The organism is Leifsonia xyli subsp. cynodontis, assembly GCF_050632205.1.
GTDB classification, from domain to species: domain Bacteria; phylum Actinomycetota; class Actinomycetes; order Actinomycetales; family Microbacteriaceae; genus Leifsonia; species Leifsonia xyli_D.
Map to the genome: position 1 here is coordinate 2,219,075 of NZ_CP192578.1, position 17,596 is coordinate 2,236,670.

A 17,596-nucleotide genomic window follows, 5' to 3' on the forward strand; every position below is an offset into this window, starting at 1 on the left:
AGTCAGTCGGGTGGCCGGTTACCCGGCCACCCGACTCGACTGCTGTACGGATGGCTACTTGACGGAACCACCAGCGGCGACGATCTTCTGCTCGGCAGAGCCGGAGACCTTGTCGACCGCAACGTTCAGCTTAACTGCAATGTCCCCGTTGCCGAGAACCTTGACCTTTTCGTTCTTGCGAACGGCGCCCTTGAGGACGAGGTCGGCGACGGTGACGTCGCCGCCCGACGGGTACAGCTCGGCGAGCTTCTCCAGGTTCACGACCTGGTACTCGACCCGGAACGGGTTCTTGAAGCCGCGCAGCTTCGGCGCACGCATGTGCAGCGGAAGCTGGCCGCCCTGGAAGCCCGGACGGACCTGGTAGCGCGCCTTGGTTCCCTTGGTACCGCGGCCGGCCGTCTTACCCTTCGAACCTTCACCGCGTCCAACGCGGGTCTTGTCCTTCTTGGCACCGGCAGCCGGGCGGAGGTGGTGCACCTTCAGGACCTGCTCGCGGGGCTCCGCGACGTCCTTCTTGGCGGCGGCCTTCTTCGCCGGCTTGGCCGCGACGGTGTCGTCGGCCTTGTCGGCAGCAGCCTTGTCGGCAGCGGCCTTGGCCGGCGCCTTCTTGGCGGGCGCCTTCTTCTCGGTGCTCTTCTTCTCGGCGGCCGGCTTCTCGGCGGCGGCCTTGGCCGGCGCCTTCTTGGCCGGAGCCTTCTTCGTGGCCGTCTCGGCGGCCTCGGTGGTGGCCTTCTCGTCAGCCATTAGTCGATCTCCTCAACCTTCACCAGGTGAGCGACGGTGTTGACGTACCCGCGGTTCTGCGAGTTGTCCTCGCGGACGACGACGTCACCGATGCGCTTCAGTCCCAGACTGCGCAGCGTGTCGCGCTGGTACTGCTTCTCGCTCACTTTCGACTTGATCTGCGTGATCTTCAGACGCGCAGCCATCAGGCACCTGCCTTCGCGGTCGCGGCAGCCTCGGCCAGCGCTGCCTCGGTGCGAAGCAGACGGGCAGGGGCGACCTGGTCGTAGTCGAGACCACGGCGGGCAGCGACGGCACGGGGCTCCTCGAGCTGCTGCAGCGCCTCGACGGTCGCGTGCACGATGTTGATCGTGTTGGACGAGCCGAGCGACTTGCTCAGGACGTCGTGGATGCCGGCGCACTCGAGCACGGCGCGGACGGGGCCACCGGCGATAACACCGGTACCGGCCGCGGCCGGACGCAGGAGGACCACACCGGCGGCGGCCTCACCCTGCACGGGGTGCGGGATGGTGTTGCCGACGCGCGGGACGCGGAAGAAGTTCTTCTTCGCCTCCTCGACGCCCTTCGAGATCGCCAGCGGCACCTCGCGGGCCTTGCCGTAGCCGACGCCCACCAGGCCGTTGCCGTCACCGACGACCACGAGAGCGGTGAAGCTGAAGCGACGACCACCCTTCACGACCTTGGAGACGCGGTTGATGGTGACGACGCGCTCCAGGAACTGGCTCTTGTCGGCGTCGCGGCTGCTGCGGTCACCACGGCCCTGGTTGCGGTCGCGGCCGCCGCGGCGGGGCTCACGCTCACCACGGCCGGTGGTGTTGTTGTCGGTGGACGCAGCGGTCTCGACCGGCTGCGCGCTGTCCGTTACCTGATCGGCCACGGTCTGCTCCTTGTTGTTCTGGTCGCTCACAGGTTCAGTCCGCCCTCTCGAGCGCCCTCGGCGACAGCGGCGACGCGGCCGGCGTACTTGCTGCCTCCGCGGTCGAACACGACGGCATCGACACCGGCGCTCTTCGCGCGCTCGGCCACGAGCTCGCCGACCTTGCGGGCCTTGGCGGTCTTGTCACCGTCGAAGGTGCGCAGGTCCGACTCCATGGTCGACGCGGAGGCCAGCGTGTGGCCCTTCGCGTCGTCGACGACCTGCACGAACACGTGGCGGGCCGAACGGGTCACGACCAGGCGCGGACGGACCGCGGTGCCCTCGATCTTCTTGCGAAGGCGGGTGTGACGGCGGTCGCGAGCGGCCGCCTTGCTCTTTCCTCTGGTACCCAGAGCCATGATTACTTACCAGCCTTTCCGGCCTTGCGACGAACGACCTCGCCGGCGTAACGCACACCCTTGCCCTTGTACGGCTCGGGCTTGCGGATCTTGCGGATGTTCGCGGCCACCTCGCCGACGGCCTGCTTGTCGATCCCGGCCACGGTGAGGCGGTTGTTGCCCTCGACCGTGAACGTGATGCCCGCAGGCGGCTCGACGGTCACCGGGTGCGAGAAGCCGAGCGCGAACTCGACGGCCGCACCCTTCTGCACGACGCGGTAACCGGTGCCGACGATCTCCAGGCCCTTGGAGTAGCCCTGGGTGACGCCGATGATCTGGTTGTTGATGAGGGTGCGGGTCAGGCCGTGAAGCGAACGCGATGCGCGCTCGTCGTCCGGACGGGTCACCAGGACCTGGTTCTCCTCCAGCTTGACCTCGATCGGGTTCGCGACGGTGAGGCTCAGCTCACCCTTCGGACCCTTGACGGTGACGGCCTGGCCGTCGATCTTCACATCGACCCCGGTCGGGATGTCGATGGGCAGTCTTCCAATACGCGACATGGCGGGTTACCACACGTAGGCGAGGACTTCCCCACCCACGCCCTTCTTCTCAGCCTGACGGTCCGTGAGCAGACCGGAGGAGGTGGACAGGATGGCGACGCCGAGCCCGCCGAGCACCTTGGGGAGCTCCGTGGACTTCGCGTAGACGCGAAGGCCGGGCTTCGACACGCGCTTGATACCGGCGATGGAACGCTCGCGGTTCGGACCGAACTTGAGGTTCAGGGTCAGCGTCTTGCCGACGCGCGCGTCGGTGACGTCCCAGCCCGCGATGTAGCCCTCGTTGGTGAGGATCTCCGCGATGTGGGCCTTGAGCTTCGAGTGCGGCATCGACACGGTGTCGTGGTGAGCCGAGTTCGCGTTGCGCAGTCTGGTCAGCATGTCTGCGACCGGATCTGTCATTGTCATTGCATTTTTCCTTAGGACACCAGGTTTCGTTCAGCCGTTACACGACTGACGACCTGTGGTGGAAGCGGGCCGGCCGGGGCGGCCGGCCCGCAGGTGGGCCTAGTTGGCCGCGTCGTTCGAGCGGAACGGGAAGCCGAGCTGCTTGAGCAGCGCGCGGCCCTCGTCGTCGCTCTTCGCGGTGGTCACCACAGTGATGTCCATGCCGCGGACGCGGTCGATGCGGTCCTGGTTGATCTCGTGGAACATCGACTGCTCCGTGAGACCGAACGTGTAGTTGCCGTTGCCGTCGAACTGCTTGTCCGAGAGGCCGCGGAAGTCGCGGATTCGGGGCAGGGCGAGCGAGAGCAGGCGGTCGAGGAACTCCCACATCCGGTCGCCGCGCAGCGTGACGTGCGCACCGATCGGCTGGCCCTCGCGCAGCTTGAACTGCGCGATGGACTTGCGGGCCTTCGTGACCTGCGGCTTCTGGCCGGTGATGAGGGTGAGGTCGTTGACCGCGCCGTCGATCACCTTGCCGTCACGAGCCGCCTCGCCGACACCCATGTTGACGACGATCTTCACCAGACCGGGCACCTGGTGCACGTTGGTGAAGCCGAAGTCGCTCTGGAGCTGCTTGGCGATCTCGTTCTTGTACTTCTGCTTGAGGCGGGGCTGGATTTTGCCAGTCTCCACTGCAGTGTCGGTCATTACAGGTCCTTACCAGACTTCTTGGCGTAACGAACGCGGACCGTCTTGGTGACGCCGTCCTTCGTGACACTCTCTTCGCGGAAGCCGACGCGGGTCGGCTTCTTGGTCTCGGGGTCGACCAGCGCCACGTTCGAGACGTGGATCGGGGCCTCGTGGGTCTCGATGCCGCCGGTCTTCGTGCCGCGCTGCGTCTGGCCGACGCGCACGTGCTTGGTCACGAAGTTGACGCCCTCGACGATGACGCGGTTCTGCTCGACGAGAACCTCGATGACCTTGCCCTGCTTGCCACGGTCACCACCGCGGGCCTGCGAGCGGCCCGAGATGACCTGGACCAGGTCGCCCTTCTTGATGTTCGCCATGGGTTACAGCACCTCCGGTGCGAGCGAGATGATCTTCATGAACTTCTTGTCGCGGAGCTCGCGGCCGACCGGTCCGAAGATACGCGTTCCACGGGGGTCGCCGTCGTTCTTCAGGATGACGGCGGCGTTCTCGTCGAACTTGATGTAGGAGCCGTCGGGACGGCGGGTGTTCTTGCGAACCCGGACGACGACCGCCTTGACGACGTCGCCCTTCTTGACGTTGCCACCCGGGATCGCGTCCTTGACCGTGGCGACGATGACGTCGCCGAGGCCGGCGTAGCGACGGCTGGAGCCGCCGAGCACGCGGATCGCAAGGAGCTCCTTGGCGCCGGTGTTGTCGGCGACCTTGAGTCGGGATTCCTGCTGGATCACTTGGCCTTCTCCAGAATCTCAACCAGGCGCCAGCGCTTGCTGGCGCTCAGGGGACGGGTCTCGTTGATGAGAACGAGGTCGCCGATGCCGGCGGTGTTGTTCTCGTCGTGCGCCTTCACCTTGGAGGTGCGGCGGATGACCTTGCCGTACAGGGGGTGCTTCACGCGGTCCTCGACCTCGACGACGATGGTCTTGTCCATCTTGTCGCTGACGACGTACCCGCGGCGGGCCTTGCGGTACCCGCGGACGATGGCCTCGTCGGCCGTCGACTCCGCGGCCGCGGCCTTGGTGGTCTCAGCCATTACTTGGCCTCCTCGTTCTTGGTCTCCTCAGCAGCGGCCTCGGCCTTCTTGCTGCGGGACTTCTTCTCCTTGGCGGGCGCGGCCTCGGCCGGGGCCGGGGTCGCCCGGATCCCGAGCTCGCGCTCGCGGATCACGGTGTAGATGCGAGCGATGTCGCGCTTCACGGCGCGCAGGCGGCCGTGGCTCTCGAGCTGGCCGGTGGCCGACTGGAAGCGCAGGTTGAACAGCTCTTCCTTGGCCTTCTTCAGCTCGTCGACGAGACGCTCGTCTTCGAAGGTGTCGAGCTCGCTCGAGGCAAGCTCCTTGGAACCGATCGCCATTATGCGTCGCCCTCCTCGCGCTTGATGATGCGTGCCTTGAGGGGCAGCTTGTGGATTGCACGGGTCATGGCCTCACGAGCGAGTTCCTCGGAGACTCCCGAGACCTCGAAGAGGACGCGACCCGGCTTGACGTTCGCGACCCACCACTCCGGCGAACCCTTACCGGAACCCATGCGGGTCTCGGCCGGCTTCTTCGTGAGCGGACGGTCGGGGTAGATGTTGATCCACACCTTGCCGCCGCGCTTGATGTGACGCGTCATGGCGATACGAGCGGACTCGATCTGACGGTTGGTCACGTAAGCGGGCGTCAGGGCCTGGATGCCGAACTCGCCGAAGGAGACCTTCGTGCCACCGGTCGCCTGGCCGCTACGGCCGGGGTGGTGCTGCTTGCGGTGCTTGACTCTGCGTGGGATCAACATGGTTATGCCTCAACTCCTGCTGCGGCCGGCGCGTTCGAGGTTTCGGGGGCGTTGCTCCGGCCACCGCCGCGACGCGGACGGTCACGGTCGTTGCGCTCGCGCGACGGCTTCTGGTTGGCCTGCTCGCGGGCAAGCTCCTTGTTCGTGATGTCGCCCTTGTAGATCCACACCTTGACACCGATGCGACCGAAGGTCGTCTTGGCCTCGTAGAAGCCGTAGTCGATGTTGGCGCGGAGCGTGTGCAGCGGCACACGACCCTCGCGGTAGAACTCGGAGCGGCTCATCTCGGCGCCGCCGAGACGACCCGACACCTGGATGCGGACACCCTTGGCGCCGGCGCGCTGAGCGCCCTGCAGGCCCTTGCGCATCGCGCGGCGGAAGGCCACACGGGCGGCGAGCTGCTCAGCGATGCCCTGCGCGACGAGCTGGGCGTCGGCCTCGGGGTTCTTCACCTCGAGGATGTTCAGCTGGATCTGCTTGCCCGAGAGCTTCTCGAGGTCGGCGCGGATGCGCTCGGCCTCGGCGCCACGACGACCGATCACGATGCCCGGACGGGCGGTGTGGATGTCGACGCGGACGCGGTCGCGGGTGCGCTCGATCTCGATGCGGGACACGCCCGCGCGGTCGAGCGACGTCTTCAGCAGGGTGCGGATCTTGACGTCCTCGGCGAGGTAGTCGCTGTACCGCTGACCCGGCTTCGTGCTGTCGGAGAACCACCGCGACACGTGGTCGGTGGTGATGCCCAGACGGAAGCCGTACGGGTTGACTTTCTGGCCCATTACTTGCTCGCCTTCTTCGTAGCCTTGGCGTCCTCGACCTCATCCGGCGTCGCGAGGACGATCGTGATGTGGCTGGTGCGCTTGTTGATGCGGAAGGCCCGACCCTGTGCTCGCGGCTGGAACCGCTTGAGGGTGGTGCCCTCGTCCACGAAGGCGCGGCTCACGTAGAGGTCCTGCTCGTCCAGGTAGGTGTTGCTCTGGTCGGCCTTGACCCGCGCGTTGGCGATGGCCGAGGCGACGAGCTTGTAGACCGGCTCGCTCGCGCTCTGCGGGGCGAACTTCAGGATGGCCAGGGCCTCCTGGGCCTGCTTGCCGCGGATCATGTTGACGACGCGGCGGGCCTTCATGGGGGTGACGCGGATGTGTCGCACGCGTGCGATCGACTCCACCATTTCTCTCCTCCTTACGTCACCGCGTTAGCGGCGACGACCCTTCTTGTCGTCCTTCACGTGTCCACGGAAGGTGCGGGTCGGCGCGAACTCGCCGAGCTTGTGACCGACCATGGTCTCGGTGACGAACACCGGGATGTGCTTGCGACCGTCGTGCACCGCGATGGTGTGACCCAGCATGGCCGGGACGATCATCGAGCGGCGCGACCAGGTCTTGATCACGTTCTTGCTGTTGGCCTCGTTCGCGGCGACCACCTTGCGAAACAGGTGCTCGTCGACGAAGGGGCCCTTCTTGAGACTGCGTGGCATCTTCTCGAACTCCTACTTGCGCTTCTTGCCGGCGTTACGGCGGCGGACGATGAGCTTGTCGCTTTCCTTGTTGGGGTGGCGCGTGCGGCCTTCCTTCTGACCCCACGGGCTGACCGGGTGGCGACCACCGGAGGTCTTGCCCTCACCACCACCGTGCGGGTGGTCGATCGGGTTCATCGCGACACCGCGGACGGTCGGGCGGACGCCCTTCCAGCGCATGCGGCCGGCCTTGCCCCAGTTGATGTTCGACTGCTCGGCGTTGCCGACCTCGCCGATCGTGGCGCGGCAGCGCGCGTCGACGTTGCGGACCTCGCCCGACGGGAGGCGCAGCTGGGCGTAGGGGCCGTCCTTCGCGACGAGACGGACCGAGGCGCCGGCGGAGCGAGCCATCTTGGCGCCCCCACCCGGCTTCAGCTCGATCGCGTGCACCACGGTACCGGTCGGGATGTTGCGCAGCGGCAGGTTGTTGCCCGGCTTGATGTCCGAACCGGCGCCCGACTCGACGATGTCGCCCTGCTTCAGGCCGGCCGGCGCCAGGATGTAGCGCTTGGTGCCGTCCACGAAGTGCAGGAGCGCGATGCGCGCCGTGCGGTTCGGGTCGTACTCGATGTGGGCGACCTTGGCGTTGACGCCGTCCTTGTCGTTGCGACGGAAGTCGATCACGCGGTACTGGCGCTTGTGGCCACCACCGATGTGACGGGTCGTGATGCGGCCCTGGTTGTTGCGGCCACCGGTCTTCGACAGCGGACGGAGAAGCGACTTCTCCGGCGTCGAGCGGGTGATCTCGGCGAAGTCGGCGACCGAGGAGCCGCGACGACCGGGGGTCGTGGGCTTGTAGTTACGAATTGCCATGTCTGTTTTCCTCTAGTCCTTCGCTCAGCCGACGGCCGTGAAGATGTCGATGGAACCGGACTTCAGCGTGACGATGGCGCGCTTGGTGTCCTTGCGCTTGCCGATGCCGAACTTGGTCCGACGGGTCTTGCCCTGACGGTTCAGAGTGTTGATCGACGCGACCTCGACCTTGAAGATCGACTCGATGGCGAGCTTGATCTCGGTCTTGTTCGAACGCGGGTCGACGACGAACGTGTACTTGCCCTCGTCGATCAGGCCGTAGCTCTTCTCGGAGACGACCGGGGCGATGATGATGTCGCGCGGGTCCTTGTTGACGGCGGCCATTACGCGTTCACCTCTTCCTTCTGCTTGCTGGCGATGAAGCCTTCGAGCGCGGCCTGCGAGAAGACGATGTCGTCGCTCACCAGGACGTCGTAGGCGTTCAGCTGGTCGTAGGTCAGCACGTGCACGGTCGGGACGTTGCGCACGCTCTTGAAGGCCAGCTCGTCGTCGCGCTCGAGCACGATCAGGACGTGCTTCGAGGTCGCGATGCCGCTGAGCAGGTCGACGACGGCCTTGGTCGAGGGCGCGTCACCGGCGGTGAAGGCCTGGACGGCGTGGAGACGCGCGCCGCGAGCGCGGTCCGAGAGGGCGCCGAGCAGAGCAGCGGCGATCATCTTCTTCGGGGTGCGCTGCGCGTAGCTGCGCGGCGTCGGGCCGTGGACGATGCCACCACCGGTCATCTGAGGAGCGCGGATCGAGCCCTGACGAGCGCGGCCGGTGCCCTTCTGCTTGAACGGCTTGCGGCCGGCGCCGGAGACCTCGCCACGACCCTTGGTCTTGTGCGTGCCCTGACGCGCAGCGGCGAGCTGAGCGGTGACGACCTGGTGGATCAGCGGGATGTTGGTCTGAACGTCGAACAGGGCCTCGGGAAGCTCGATGGAGCCGGCCTTCTTGCCCTTGAGGTCGACGACGTCAATCGAGGTAGCCATCTGCTTAGGCCCCCTTCACTGCGTTGCGGACGAAAACGATGCGGCCACGAGCGCCGGGAACGGCGCCCTTGACCAGCAGCAGGCCCTTCTCGGCGTCGATGCCCTGCACCTTGAGGTTCAGGACGGTGACGCGCTCGCCACCCATGCGACCGGCCATGCGCATGCCCTTGAAGACACGGCTCGGGGTCGAGGAGGCGCCGATGGAGCCCGGCTTGCGGTGGTTGCGGTGCGCACCATGCGAAGCGGAGACGCCCTGGAAGTTGTGGCGCTTCATCACACCGGCGAAGCCCTTACCCTTCGAGGTGCCCACGACGTCGACCAGCTGGCCGATCTCGAAGGTGCCGTCGACGGTGAGCTCCTGGCCGGCCGCGTACTCGGCGGCGTCGGCGGTGCGGACCTCGGTGAGGTGACGGCGCGGGGTGACGCCCGCCTTGTCGAAGTGACCGGCGGACGGCTTGTTGACCTTGCGCGGGTCGATCTGGCCGTAGGCGATCTGGACGGCGTTGTAGCCGTCGGCCTCGGGGGTGCGGACCTGGGTCACGACGTTCGGCGTGATCTCGATGACGGTCACGGGGATGAGCTTGTTGTTCTCATCCCAGACCTGGGTCATGCCGAGCTTCTTGCCGAGGAGGCCCTTGGAAGTCTTGGTGTCAGCGTTGGACATAGCGGCACTCCCCTTAGAGCTTGATCTCGATGTTGACGTCGGCCGGCAGGTCGAGACGCATGAGCGAGTCGACGGCCTTCGGCGTCGGGTCGATGATGTCGATCAGCCGCTTGTGCGTGCGCTTCTCGAAGTGCTCGCGGCTGTCCTTGTACTTGTGGGGCGAACGGATGACGACCACCACGTTCTTCTCGGTGGGAAGCGGCACCGGGCCGACGACGGTGGCGCCGGCACGGGTCACCGTGTCGACGATCTTGCGCGCCGAGGTGTCGATGACCTCGTGGTCATACGACTTAAGCCGGATGCGGATCTTCTGTCCCGCCATGTCTGACTCTCTCTCTTGTTATGGCGTCGTACGAGACGGCTCTCTCGAGTCGTTCTTCGCATTGGACGCGGTGCGACGTACGCGTGGGGAACGCCACTATTCTTCTGTCAACTCCACCGATCAGCCCCGGCCGAGGCACAGAGTTAGCCCCTGGCTTCTGAGGTGATCGAATTGAGCGTGTCCTGCTGCCTGCGGCCTAACCTCGACCCGCCGATCTCGCTATGGACCCGTGCGGTGGGCTATGCACTGCCTGGCAGTGATCCGGTCTGCACGCGCACCTGCACACGCATTCCGAAATGTTGAACTAGACAAGTTTGCCAGATCGCGCCCGATGCTGCAACCCGGGCGTGTCGCGGTCGGCGGTTCCGGCGGCCCGAATGGGATCGAAACGTGAGTGGATGCGCGAAAACCGGTCGACTGGCGACGTGATGTCGCCAATCGGCCGGTCACACAGAAGAAGAGCGGGGCCGGTGGTGCCGGCCCCGCTCGAGTGGCGCCTCGCGCCGCCACTCGTGAAATCTGCACGGCCGCTAGGCGGCCTCGGAACTTCCGTTGCGAGAACCTGTCAGCGGCGTGGGCTGGTTTGCGAGGCCGTGGGTATCCATAGGCGCTCCTCTCGTCGACGGGGACCGTCCGGTTGAAACGGTGCGTCAATTCTGCGCCCGCGGTGGCAAGAGGTAAACCCTTGCGGCAACACTGCCAGGAAACGAAGAAGAGGGCCGGGCCCGAAGGCCCGACCCTCTCACAAGCGAGGTCTGGAAGGACTTACTTGTTGATCTTCGTGACGGTACCGGCGCCCACGGTGCGGCCACCCTCACGGATGGCGAAGCCGAGGCCCTCCTCCATGGCGATCGGCTGGATCAGCTCGACCGACATGTCGGTGGTGTCGCCGGGCATGACCATCTCGGTGCCCTCGGGCAGCGAGATGACGCCGGTGACGTCGGTGGTGCGGAAGTAGAACTGCGGGCGGTAGTTCGTGTAGAAGGGGTTGTGACGGCCACCCTCGTCCTTGGACAGGATGTAGGCGGTGCCCTCGAAGTTGGTGTGAGGGGTCACAGAACCCGGCTTCGCGACGACCTGGCCGCGCTCCACGTCCTCGCGCTTGGTGCCGCGGAGGAGCAGACCACAGTTCTCGCCGGCCCACGCCTCGTCGAGCTGCTTGTGGAACATCTCGATACCGGTGACCGTGGTCTTCTGCGTCGGGCGGATGCCGACGATCTCGACCTCGGAGTTGATGGCGAGGGTGCCGCGCTCGGCGCGACCGGTGACGACGGTGCCACGACCGGTGATCGTGAAGACGTCCTCGATCGGCATCAGGAACGGCTTGTCCTTGTCGCGCACCGGGTCCGGGATGGAGTCGTCCACGGCCTCCATGAGGTCGAGGATGCTCTGGGTCCACTTCTCGTCGCCCTCGAGAGCCTTGAGGCCCGAGACGCGGACGACCGGCGCGTTGTCGCCGTCGAAGTCCTGGCTGGAGAGCAGCTCGCGGACCTCGAGCTCGACGAGCTCCAGGATCTCCTCGTCGTCGACCATGTCGGACTTGTTCAGCGCGACGAGCAGGTAGGGGACGCCGACCTGCTTGGCGAGCAGAACGTGCTCACGGGTCTGAGCCATCGGGCCGTCGGTGGCGGCGACCACGAGGATCGCGCCGTCCATCTGAGCCGCACCGGTGATCATGTTCTTGATGTAGTCGGCGTGACCCGGGGCGTCGACGTGCGCGTAGTGGCGCTTCGGCGTCTCGTACTCGACGTGCGAGATGTTGATCGTGATACCACGCTGACGCTCTTCCGGAGCCGAGTCGATCGACGCGAAGTCGCGCTGCACGTTGGTCGCCGACGGGTACTTGTCAGCAAGCACCTTGGAGATCGCCGCGGTGAGCGTCGTCTTGCCGTGGTCGACGTGACCGATGGTTCCGATGTTCACGTGCGGCTTAGTCCGCTCGAACTTGGCCTTAGCCACTGTGGTCCTCCTCAGGACTCTCGTGCAGGTCCTCCGGTCGACGGATTTCGACCGGTGGATCTGCGGGATTGGTTTCTTATGTTACGGGATGTTGCCTGGGAGCAGCGACCGAGGTCACTCGCCCTTGCTCTTCTGGACGATCTCGTCGGCGACAGCCTTCGGGACCTCCGCGTAGCTGTCGAACTGCATCGAGTACACCGCGCGGCCCGAGGTCTTCGACCGCAGGTCACCGATGTAGCCGAACATCTCCGACAGCGGGACGTTCGCGCGAACGACCTTGACGCCGCTCGCGTCCTCCATGGACTGGATCTGTCCACGACGCGAGTTGAGGTCGCCGATGACGTCGCCCATGTACTCCTCCGGCGTACGCACCTCGACCGCCATCAGCGGCTCGAGGAGCACCGGGTTCGCCTTCCGAGCGGCCTCCTTGTAGGCCATCGAGCCGGCGATCTTGAACGCCATCTCCGAGGAGTCGACGTCGTGCGAGGCACCGTCGACGAGCGTCGCCTTGACGCCCACCGTCGGGAAGCCGGCGAGCACGCCGACCTGCATCGCGTCCTGGATTCCCGCGTCGACCGAGGGGATGTACTCGCGCGGCACGCGACCACCGGTGACGGCGTTCACGAACTCGTACGAGGTCTCCGGGGTGACCTCCATGGGCTCCAGGCTGATCTGCACCTTCGCGAACTGACCGGATCCACCGGTCTGCTTCTTGTGGGTGTAGTCGTACTTCTCCACCGTGCGGCGGATGGTCTCGCGGTAGGCCACCTGGGGCTTGCCGACGTTCGCCTCGACGTTGAACTCGCGCTTCATGCGGTCGACGAGGATGTCGAGGTGGAGCTCGCCCATGCCCTTGATGACGGTCTGGCCGGTCTCCTGGTTCTGCTCGGTGCGGAACGTCGGGTCCTCTTCGGCCAGCTTCTGGATCGCGGTGCCCAGCTTCTCCTGGTCGGCCTTGGTCTTCGGCTCGATGGCGACCTCGATCACGGGCTCCGGGAAGGTCATCGACTCGAGCACGACCTGGTTGTCCGGGTCGCTCAGGGTGTCACCGGTGGTGGTGTCCTTGAGGCCGATCACCGCGTAGATGTTGCCGGCGGTGACGAAGTCGACCGGGTTCTCCTTGTTGGCGTGCATCTGGAAGATCTTGCCGATGCGCTCCTTCTTGCCCTTGGTCGAGTTGACGACCTGGGCGCCGGAGTCGATACGGCCCGAGTAGACACGCACGTAGGTCAGGCGACCGAAGAACGGGTGCACGGCGACCTTGAACGCCAGAGCCGAGAACGGCTCGGTGGCGTCGGCGTGACGCATGATGACCTGCTCCTCGTCGCGCGGGTTGTGCGCCTCGATGGCGGGCACGTCCAGCGGGGACGGGAGGTAGTCGATCACGGCGTCGAGCATCGGCTGCACACCGCGGTTCTTGAACGCGGAGCCGCAGAGGACCGGGTAGATCTCGTTGTTCACGGTGAGCTTGCGGATGGCCGCCTTGATCTCCGGAACCGTGATCTCCTCGCCGCCGAAGAACTTCTCGAGCAGCGCGTCGTCGGTCTCGGCGACGGTCTCGATCAGCTTCGCGCGGTACTCCTCGGCCTTGGCCTGCAGGTCGGCGGGGATCTCCTGGACCTCGTACTTGGCGCCCATGGTGACATCACCCTTGGCGTCGCCCGGCCAGACCAGCGCGCGCATCTCGATCAGGTCGACGACACCGATGAAGTCGGACTCGGAACCGATCGGAAGCTGCATGACCAGCGGCTTGGCGCCGAGGCGCGAGACGATGGTGTCGACCGTGAAGTAGAAGTCGGCGCCGAGCTTGTCCATCTTGTTGACGAAGCAGATGCGCGGGACGTTGTACTTGTCGGCCTGGCGCCACACGGTCTCCGACTGGGGCTCCACGCCCTCCTTCGCGTCGAAGACGGCGACCGCGCCGTCGAGCACGCGGAGCGAGCGCTCCACCTCGACGGTGAAGTCGACGTGACCGGGCGTGTCGATGATGTTGATCTGGTTCTTGTTCCAGAAGCAGGTCACGGCCGCGGACGTGATGGTGATGCCGCGCTCCTTCTCCTGCTCCATCCAGTCGGTGGTGGACGCGCCGTCGTGCGTCTCGCCGATCTTGTGGTTGACGCCCGTGTAGAACAGGATGCGCTCGGTCGTGGTGGTCTTGCCGGCATCGATGTGGGCCATGATGCCGATGTTGCGGACCTTGTTCAGGTCAGTGAGCACGTCCTGTGCCACAGGGTTCCTCCGAAGAATAGAAAGGTGAGGGTGTGCCGCCCGGGCGCGGCACTGTTACGTATAACGCCCGGGCGGCAGGTTTTATTACCAGCGGTAGTGGGCGAAGGCCTTGTTCGACTCGGCCATCTTGTGCGTGTCCTCGCGGCGCTTGACAGCGGCGCCGAGACCGTTGGACGCGTCCAGGATCTCGTTCTGGAGACGCTCGGTCATCGTCTTCTCACGACGGCCCTTGGCGTAGCTGGTGAGCCAGCGGAGCGCCAGCGTGTTGGCGCGGTGCGGCTTGACCTCGACCGGCACCTGGTAGGTCGAGCCACCGACGCGGCGGCTGCGGACCTCGAGGGTCGGGCGGACGTTGTCGAGAGCCTTCTTGAGAACGGTGACCGCATCCTGACCGGACTTGGTGCCGACGCCCTCGAGCGCGTCGTAGACGATGCGCTCGGCGAGGCCCTTCTTGCCGTCGAGGAGGATCTTGTTGACGAGCTGGCTCACGACCGGCGAGCCGTACACCGGGTCGGCGACGACAGGGCGCTTGGGAGCGGGACCCTTGCGAGGCATTACTTCTTCTCCATCTTCGCGCCGTAACGGCTGCGAGCCTGCTTGCGGTTCTTGACGGCCTGGGTGTCGAGCGCGCCACGGACGATCTTGTAGCGGACGCCGGGCAGGTCCTTCACACGACCGCCGCGGACGAGCACCATCGAGTGCTCCTGCAGGTTGTGGCCCTCACCGGGGATGTAAGCGGTGACCTCGGTCCCGTTCGACAGCTTCACGCGGGCGACCTTGCGGAGCGCCGAGTTCGGCTTCTTGGGGGTGGTGGTGTAGACGCGGGTGCACACGCCGCGCTGCTGGGGGTTGGCCTTCAGGGCGGGGGCCTTGGTCTTGGTGACCTTCGGCGTCCGTCCCTTGCGGACCAACTGCTGAATGGTTGGCACTGAACTTCTCCTTCATGGACTGCACGGTGACAGTTGTCGCTGTTTTCCCCGGGCACCCGCTCGCCCGCAGGACGGACGCGTGGATTCTCGGGGGGATCGGCCGACAGGCGTTGTCCGCCGGCCGATATGCCGTGGGGGCGGGGGTTCCGTGCGGTCTCCCTGCCCATCGGATGAGTACGTGCCGGGCCGCTCGGCTCCCGCCCGTGAAGCGGGCATGAGTCAAGCGCGCAACAGAGCGCACACCCGAACAATGTTATCCGGCGCGCCTCCGCCGGTCAAATGAAGGAGGGCCTCCCGCGGCCCTGTCCGCGGACGGCGAAAAGGCGGCCGTCCCGGTGGACGACCGCCCTGTCGAGGAGCGTGGCTCGCGGCTCAGCCGCCGATGCCCTTGGCGAGCTCGCTGTCGACGTTCTGGAGGGCGTCCGCCGCCTTGGTGAGGAACTGCGACATCCCGTCGAGCCCGTTCACGGCCTCGGTGGTGCCCTTGGTGAACTGCTCGTAGGAGCTGTGGAAGGCTCCCGACGCCTGATCGGTGACGAAGCCGCCGTTGACGAGCCCGTTCACCAGGTTCTGCAGCTCGTGGAGCTTCGCGGTGATGTCGTCCTTGCCCGCGGTGAGGCGGTTGGCGGCATCGGTCATCTCGCCGTACGTGACGTTCATGTTGGCCATGACGGTCCTTATCCCTTCGGTTCGAAAGAGGCCGTACCCCCGGGGCCGACCAGCTACGTCCACCTAACCAGGCGAGCGGCGGGGACGGAATGGGGAGCACTCCCCATGCGGCCGGCTTCGCGGCGCAGGCCCAGCGGGATAGCCTGGCAGCCATGCCGTCGTACAGCCCGATGAAGCCGAACCCCAGCTCCGCCGCCGCACGGGCGCGGCGGCCGCGCTCCGACCGCGGCTCGACCCCGCCGACGGCGGCCGGCCGGGCGCTCCGGCCCATCGGATACCTGCTCATCGCCCTGGTGTGGACCGCGGTCGGCGCCGTGGCGCTGCTGCTGCCCGCCGCCCTCCCGTTCGGGCTGTGGAGCACGAACCCCGACTACCGGTCGAGCACCTTCGCGGCGGAGACCGACACCGTGCCGCTCCTCCTCTTCCTGTTGTTCGCCCTCGTCGTGCTGGTCCCACTGCTCGGGTACGCGTTCGTCGCGCTGCCGATCGCCTCCGTGCCGCTCGCCGTGCTGGCGTGGACGTACGTGGTGCGCAGCCTCTCCCCCGGCTACGCCGGCGAGCGCCTCTCGAGCACGGGATGGTCCCGCAACGTCGTCGGGCCGCCCACCTTCGGCCCGACCGCGATGTCGCTGCTGCCGGTGCGCCTGACGCCGTGGACACGGTTCTGGACGGAGCTGATGTTCCTCGGCTGGCGGCCCAGCCGCGGCATCCTGATCGCGGGCATTCCCTACGGTCTCGCCTCGTTCCTGGTCGCCGGCTGGCTGTTCTGGCCGCTGGGGACGCTCGGGATCGCGGTGTGGACACTCGTCACGGCCGCCCTGGTCGCGCTGACCGTCGTGCTCGTGGCTCGGGCGTACCGGAGGCGCGTCAGCGGCCCGCGGCCGTCGCCCCGAGCGGTGCCCGGAAGCTGATCGAGTCGATCATCGCGTCGAACAGCTCGAGGTAGAGGTCGGGAGCGGTCGCCATCGGGGCGTTGATGCGCGCATGGATGAGGCGCTCGCCACCCGGGGCGACGAAGCGGTAGTCCGCCACGAGCTCCGGCGCCGACTCCTCGTCGTATGTGGTCTGCCGCACGGCGGAGCGACGGCGCACCGGGCCGAGCGAGAAGTCGAGCGCGTCATCGTCCGGGAAGCACCGGCCGAGGTGGTCGGACGGCTCCGTGCCGGCCTCCGGGGTCGTCGGCCACTCCTCGCGCGCGAGCACGAGGGAGGCGGGGAACGGCACGCCGGGCAGGATCTCGAGCGACAGGGCCAGCGCGAACGCGGAGCTGTCGTTCGCCAGGGCGACCAGCCGCTCCAGCTCGGTCTTGGCGGTGCGGCGCACGCGGGCCAGCCGGTCCGCGCGTCCCACCCGGTCCGTCACGAGGCGCTGGATGCGACGGGCGGCCGCCTCGTCGTCGTGCAGCGGCTCCATGACCCAGGTGCCCGGGAACACGATGGTGAGCTCCTCGTCGAGCGAGGTCAGCCGGGGGTCGCTCATGCGAACTCGCCCAGTTCGACGCGCAGCGAGTCGGCGATCCGCTGCGTCTCCTCCACCATGTCGGCGAAGCCGCCGACGAAGGCGGAGCGGAAGACCATCTGGAAGGCCTGCGCCGATCCCACGGGGAAGATCGCGAAGACGACGCGCTGCTCGAGCAGGGCGTCGCCGGCCTCCTGGTCGCCGAGCGCTGTGAGGTCCGTGAAGCCGACCAGCTCGCCGGTGGCGTGCGCCGTGCGCCACGACCGGTAGCCGAGCACCTGGTAGCCCGGCTCGCGGTGCTCGCTCTCGGCGTCCACCGCCGCAAGATAGCTCTCCGGGGTGTCGTCGGTCTCGAGCTCCAGCAGTTCGAAGGTCTGGAACGCGTTGAGCACGCCCGACTCCGGGACCGGGATGTAGACCCGCGCGCGAGTGGCGCCGGTCGGGTCCTCCTCGTGCAGCACCCGCTGCAGTGCGCGCAGCCGTTCCGTCAGTTCGGCGGTGGCCGGTCCCGCGTCGAGCGAGCCGGCCAGGCGCGCCGCCCAGTCATCGCTGCCCTGGTCGCTGAGCAGTTCGACGTCGTACCACTCGTCCGGCGCGTCGAACGAGAAGTCGACGATGTCCTGCGGGCGCAGCGTCATATCCGG

The 17,596-nt window shown here is 66.8% G+C and carries 28 protein-coding genes; 1 reads left to right on the forward strand and 27 read right to left on the reverse strand.

What is annotated here, in order from left to right:
- Window positions 1-54 precede the first annotated feature (54 nt).
- The 25 genes from rplO to ACQ86M_RS11075 form a co-directional block, all read right to left on the reverse strand.
- The gene (gene rplO / locus ACQ86M_RS10955) at window positions 55-744 is read right to left on the reverse strand and encodes a 50S ribosomal protein L15 (RefSeq protein WP_431245464.1); all 690 of its coding nucleotides are present in this window, start codon (window positions 742-744) and stop codon (window positions 55-57) included.
- Entirely contained in the window at window positions 744-929 is a 186-nt protein-coding gene (gene rpmD, locus ACQ86M_RS10960; RefSeq protein WP_271175700.1) for a 50S ribosomal protein L30, read from the reverse strand. The genes rplO and rpmD overlap by 1 nt, the downstream gene beginning before the upstream one ends.
- Window positions 929-1,651 carry a 30S ribosomal protein S5 gene (gene rpsE / locus ACQ86M_RS10965; RefSeq protein WP_431245465.1) on the reverse strand — a complete coding sequence of 241 codons (723 nt, stop codon included), beginning with the start codon at window positions 1,649-1,651 and terminating at the stop codon, window positions 929-931. Before rpsE ends, rpmD begins: the two co-directional genes overlap by 1 nt.
- Window positions 1,648-2,019 (reverse strand): 50S ribosomal protein L18, encoded by a 372-nt coding sequence (gene rplR / locus ACQ86M_RS10970; RefSeq protein ID WP_431218717.1) that lies wholly within the window; start codon window positions 2,017-2,019, stop codon window positions 1,648-1,650. The genes rpsE and rplR overlap by 4 nt, the downstream gene beginning before the upstream one ends.
- A gap of 2 nt (window positions 2,020-2,021) precedes the next feature.
- Window positions 2,022-2,558 carry a 50S ribosomal protein L6 gene (rplF, locus tag ACQ86M_RS10975; RefSeq protein WP_410782601.1) on the reverse strand — a complete coding sequence of 179 codons (537 nt, stop codon included), beginning with the start codon at window positions 2,556-2,558 and terminating at the stop codon, window positions 2,022-2,024.
- A 6-nt stretch (window positions 2,559-2,564) separates the two neighbouring features.
- Window positions 2,565-2,963 (reverse strand): 30S ribosomal protein S8, encoded by a 399-nt coding sequence (rpsH, locus tag ACQ86M_RS10980; protein ID WP_064109774.1) that lies wholly within the window; start codon window positions 2,961-2,963, stop codon window positions 2,565-2,567.
- A 99-nt stretch (window positions 2,964-3,062) separates the two neighbouring features.
- Window positions 3,063-3,650: a 50S ribosomal protein L5 gene (gene rplE, locus ACQ86M_RS10985; RefSeq protein WP_431218718.1), complete on the reverse strand. Its 588-nt coding sequence runs from the start codon at window positions 3,648-3,650 to the stop codon at window positions 3,063-3,065.
- Window positions 3,650-4,009 carry a 50S ribosomal protein L24 gene (rplX, locus tag ACQ86M_RS10990; protein WP_115697813.1) on the reverse strand — a complete coding sequence of 120 codons (360 nt, stop codon included), beginning with the start codon at window positions 4,007-4,009 and terminating at the stop codon, window positions 3,650-3,652. The genes rplE and rplX overlap by 1 nt, the downstream gene beginning before the upstream one ends.
- A gap of 3 nt (window positions 4,010-4,012) precedes the next feature.
- Window positions 4,013-4,381, reverse strand: a complete 369-nt coding sequence (rplN, locus tag ACQ86M_RS10995) for a 50S ribosomal protein L14 (RefSeq protein ID WP_018191958.1) — start codon at window positions 4,379-4,381, stop codon at window positions 4,013-4,015.
- A complete protein-coding gene (gene rpsQ, locus ACQ86M_RS11000; RefSeq protein WP_064109777.1) occupies window positions 4,378-4,683 on the reverse strand; it encodes a 30S ribosomal protein S17 in 306 nt (101 codons plus the stop codon). Before rpsQ ends, rplN begins: the two co-directional genes overlap by 4 nt.
- Window positions 4,683-5,003 (reverse strand): 50S ribosomal protein L29, encoded by a 321-nt coding sequence (rpmC, locus tag ACQ86M_RS11005; RefSeq protein WP_431245466.1) that lies wholly within the window; start codon window positions 5,001-5,003, stop codon window positions 4,683-4,685. Before rpmC ends, rpsQ begins: the two co-directional genes overlap by 1 nt.
- Entirely contained in the window at window positions 5,003-5,422 is a 420-nt protein-coding gene (gene rplP, locus ACQ86M_RS11010; protein ID WP_055894786.1) for a 50S ribosomal protein L16, read from the reverse strand. The genes rpmC and rplP overlap by 1 nt, the downstream gene beginning before the upstream one ends.
- Before the next feature lie 2 nt (window positions 5,423-5,424).
- Window positions 5,425-6,201: a 30S ribosomal protein S3 gene (rpsC, locus tag ACQ86M_RS11015; RefSeq protein ID WP_431218720.1), complete on the reverse strand. Its 777-nt coding sequence runs from the start codon at window positions 6,199-6,201 to the stop codon at window positions 5,425-5,427.
- Window positions 6,201-6,593, reverse strand: coding sequence for a 50S ribosomal protein L22 (rplV, locus tag ACQ86M_RS11020; RefSeq protein ID WP_121262457.1), 393 nt, complete (start codon window positions 6,591-6,593; stop codon window positions 6,201-6,203). The genes rpsC and rplV overlap by 1 nt, the downstream gene beginning before the upstream one ends.
- A gap of 24 nt (window positions 6,594-6,617) precedes the next feature.
- The gene (gene rpsS / locus ACQ86M_RS11025; protein WP_018191964.1) at window positions 6,618-6,899 is read right to left on the reverse strand and encodes a 30S ribosomal protein S19; all 282 of its coding nucleotides are present in this window, start codon (window positions 6,897-6,899) and stop codon (window positions 6,618-6,620) included.
- Window positions 6,900-6,911: 12 nt separating this feature from the next.
- The gene (gene rplB, locus ACQ86M_RS11030) at window positions 6,912-7,751 is read right to left on the reverse strand and encodes a 50S ribosomal protein L2 (RefSeq protein ID WP_175337711.1); all 840 of its coding nucleotides are present in this window, start codon (window positions 7,749-7,751) and stop codon (window positions 6,912-6,914) included.
- Window positions 7,752-7,775: 24 nt separating this feature from the next.
- Window positions 7,776-8,075: a 50S ribosomal protein L23 gene (rplW, locus tag ACQ86M_RS11035; protein ID WP_431218721.1), complete on the reverse strand. Its 300-nt coding sequence runs from the start codon at window positions 8,073-8,075 to the stop codon at window positions 7,776-7,778.
- Window positions 8,075-8,722 carry a 50S ribosomal protein L4 gene (rplD, locus tag ACQ86M_RS11040; RefSeq protein WP_431218722.1) on the reverse strand — a complete coding sequence of 216 codons (648 nt, stop codon included), beginning with the start codon at window positions 8,720-8,722 and terminating at the stop codon, window positions 8,075-8,077. The genes rplW and rplD overlap by 1 nt, the downstream gene beginning before the upstream one ends.
- Before the next feature lie 4 nt (window positions 8,723-8,726).
- The gene (gene rplC, locus ACQ86M_RS11045; RefSeq protein WP_431245467.1) at window positions 8,727-9,386 is read right to left on the reverse strand and encodes a 50S ribosomal protein L3; all 660 of its coding nucleotides are present in this window, start codon (window positions 9,384-9,386) and stop codon (window positions 8,727-8,729) included.
- A 13-nt stretch (window positions 9,387-9,399) separates the two neighbouring features.
- Window positions 9,400-9,708 carry a 30S ribosomal protein S10 gene (gene rpsJ, locus ACQ86M_RS11050; protein ID WP_027479364.1) on the reverse strand — a complete coding sequence of 103 codons (309 nt, stop codon included), beginning with the start codon at window positions 9,706-9,708 and terminating at the stop codon, window positions 9,400-9,402.
- Between the two features lie 765 nt (window positions 9,709-10,473).
- A complete protein-coding gene (gene tuf, locus ACQ86M_RS11055; RefSeq protein WP_064109785.1) occupies window positions 10,474-11,667 on the reverse strand; it encodes an elongation factor Tu in 1,194 nt (397 codons plus the stop codon).
- Window positions 11,668-11,781: 114 nt separating this feature from the next.
- Complete coding sequence (gene fusA / locus ACQ86M_RS11060) at window positions 11,782-13,896, reverse strand: elongation factor G (RefSeq protein ID WP_431218725.1); 2,115 nt, start codon at window positions 13,894-13,896, stop codon at window positions 11,782-11,784.
- Window positions 13,897-13,980: 84 nt separating this feature from the next.
- Entirely contained in the window at window positions 13,981-14,451 is a 471-nt protein-coding gene (rpsG, locus tag ACQ86M_RS11065; RefSeq protein ID WP_431218726.1) for a 30S ribosomal protein S7, read from the reverse strand.
- Window positions 14,451-14,825 carry a 30S ribosomal protein S12 gene (rpsL, locus tag ACQ86M_RS11070; RefSeq protein ID WP_011186743.1) on the reverse strand — a complete coding sequence of 125 codons (375 nt, stop codon included), beginning with the start codon at window positions 14,823-14,825 and terminating at the stop codon, window positions 14,451-14,453. The genes rpsG and rpsL overlap by 1 nt, the downstream gene beginning before the upstream one ends.
- 372 nt (window positions 14,826-15,197) lie before the next feature.
- The gene (locus ACQ86M_RS11075) at window positions 15,198-15,494 is read right to left on the reverse strand and encodes a WXG100 family type VII secretion target (protein ID WP_314146762.1); all 297 of its coding nucleotides are present in this window, start codon (window positions 15,492-15,494) and stop codon (window positions 15,198-15,200) included.
- Between the two features lie 152 nt (window positions 15,495-15,646).
- Here ACQ86M_RS11075 and ACQ86M_RS11080 point away from each other — a divergent pair, with 152 nt between their 5' ends.
- Window positions 15,647-16,405, forward strand: a complete 759-nt coding sequence (locus ACQ86M_RS11080) for a hypothetical protein (protein ID WP_431245468.1) — start codon at window positions 15,647-15,649, stop codon at window positions 16,403-16,405.
- On the opposite strand, the gene ACQ86M_RS11085 is transcribed toward ACQ86M_RS11080, so the two are convergent.
- Together ACQ86M_RS11085 and ACQ86M_RS11090 are read right to left on the reverse strand one after the other, a co-directional pair.
- Window positions 16,362-16,973: a hypothetical protein gene (locus tag ACQ86M_RS11085; protein WP_431245469.1), complete on the reverse strand. Its 612-nt coding sequence runs from the start codon at window positions 16,971-16,973 to the stop codon at window positions 16,362-16,364. The two genes, ACQ86M_RS11080 and ACQ86M_RS11085, sit on opposite strands and share 44 nt — an antisense overlap.
- Window positions 16,970-17,590 carry a hypothetical protein gene (locus tag ACQ86M_RS11090; RefSeq protein WP_431245470.1) on the reverse strand — a complete coding sequence of 207 codons (621 nt, stop codon included), beginning with the start codon at window positions 17,588-17,590 and terminating at the stop codon, window positions 16,970-16,972. Before ACQ86M_RS11090 ends, ACQ86M_RS11085 begins: the two co-directional genes overlap by 4 nt.
- Between the last annotated feature and the right edge of the window lie 6 nt (window positions 17,591-17,596).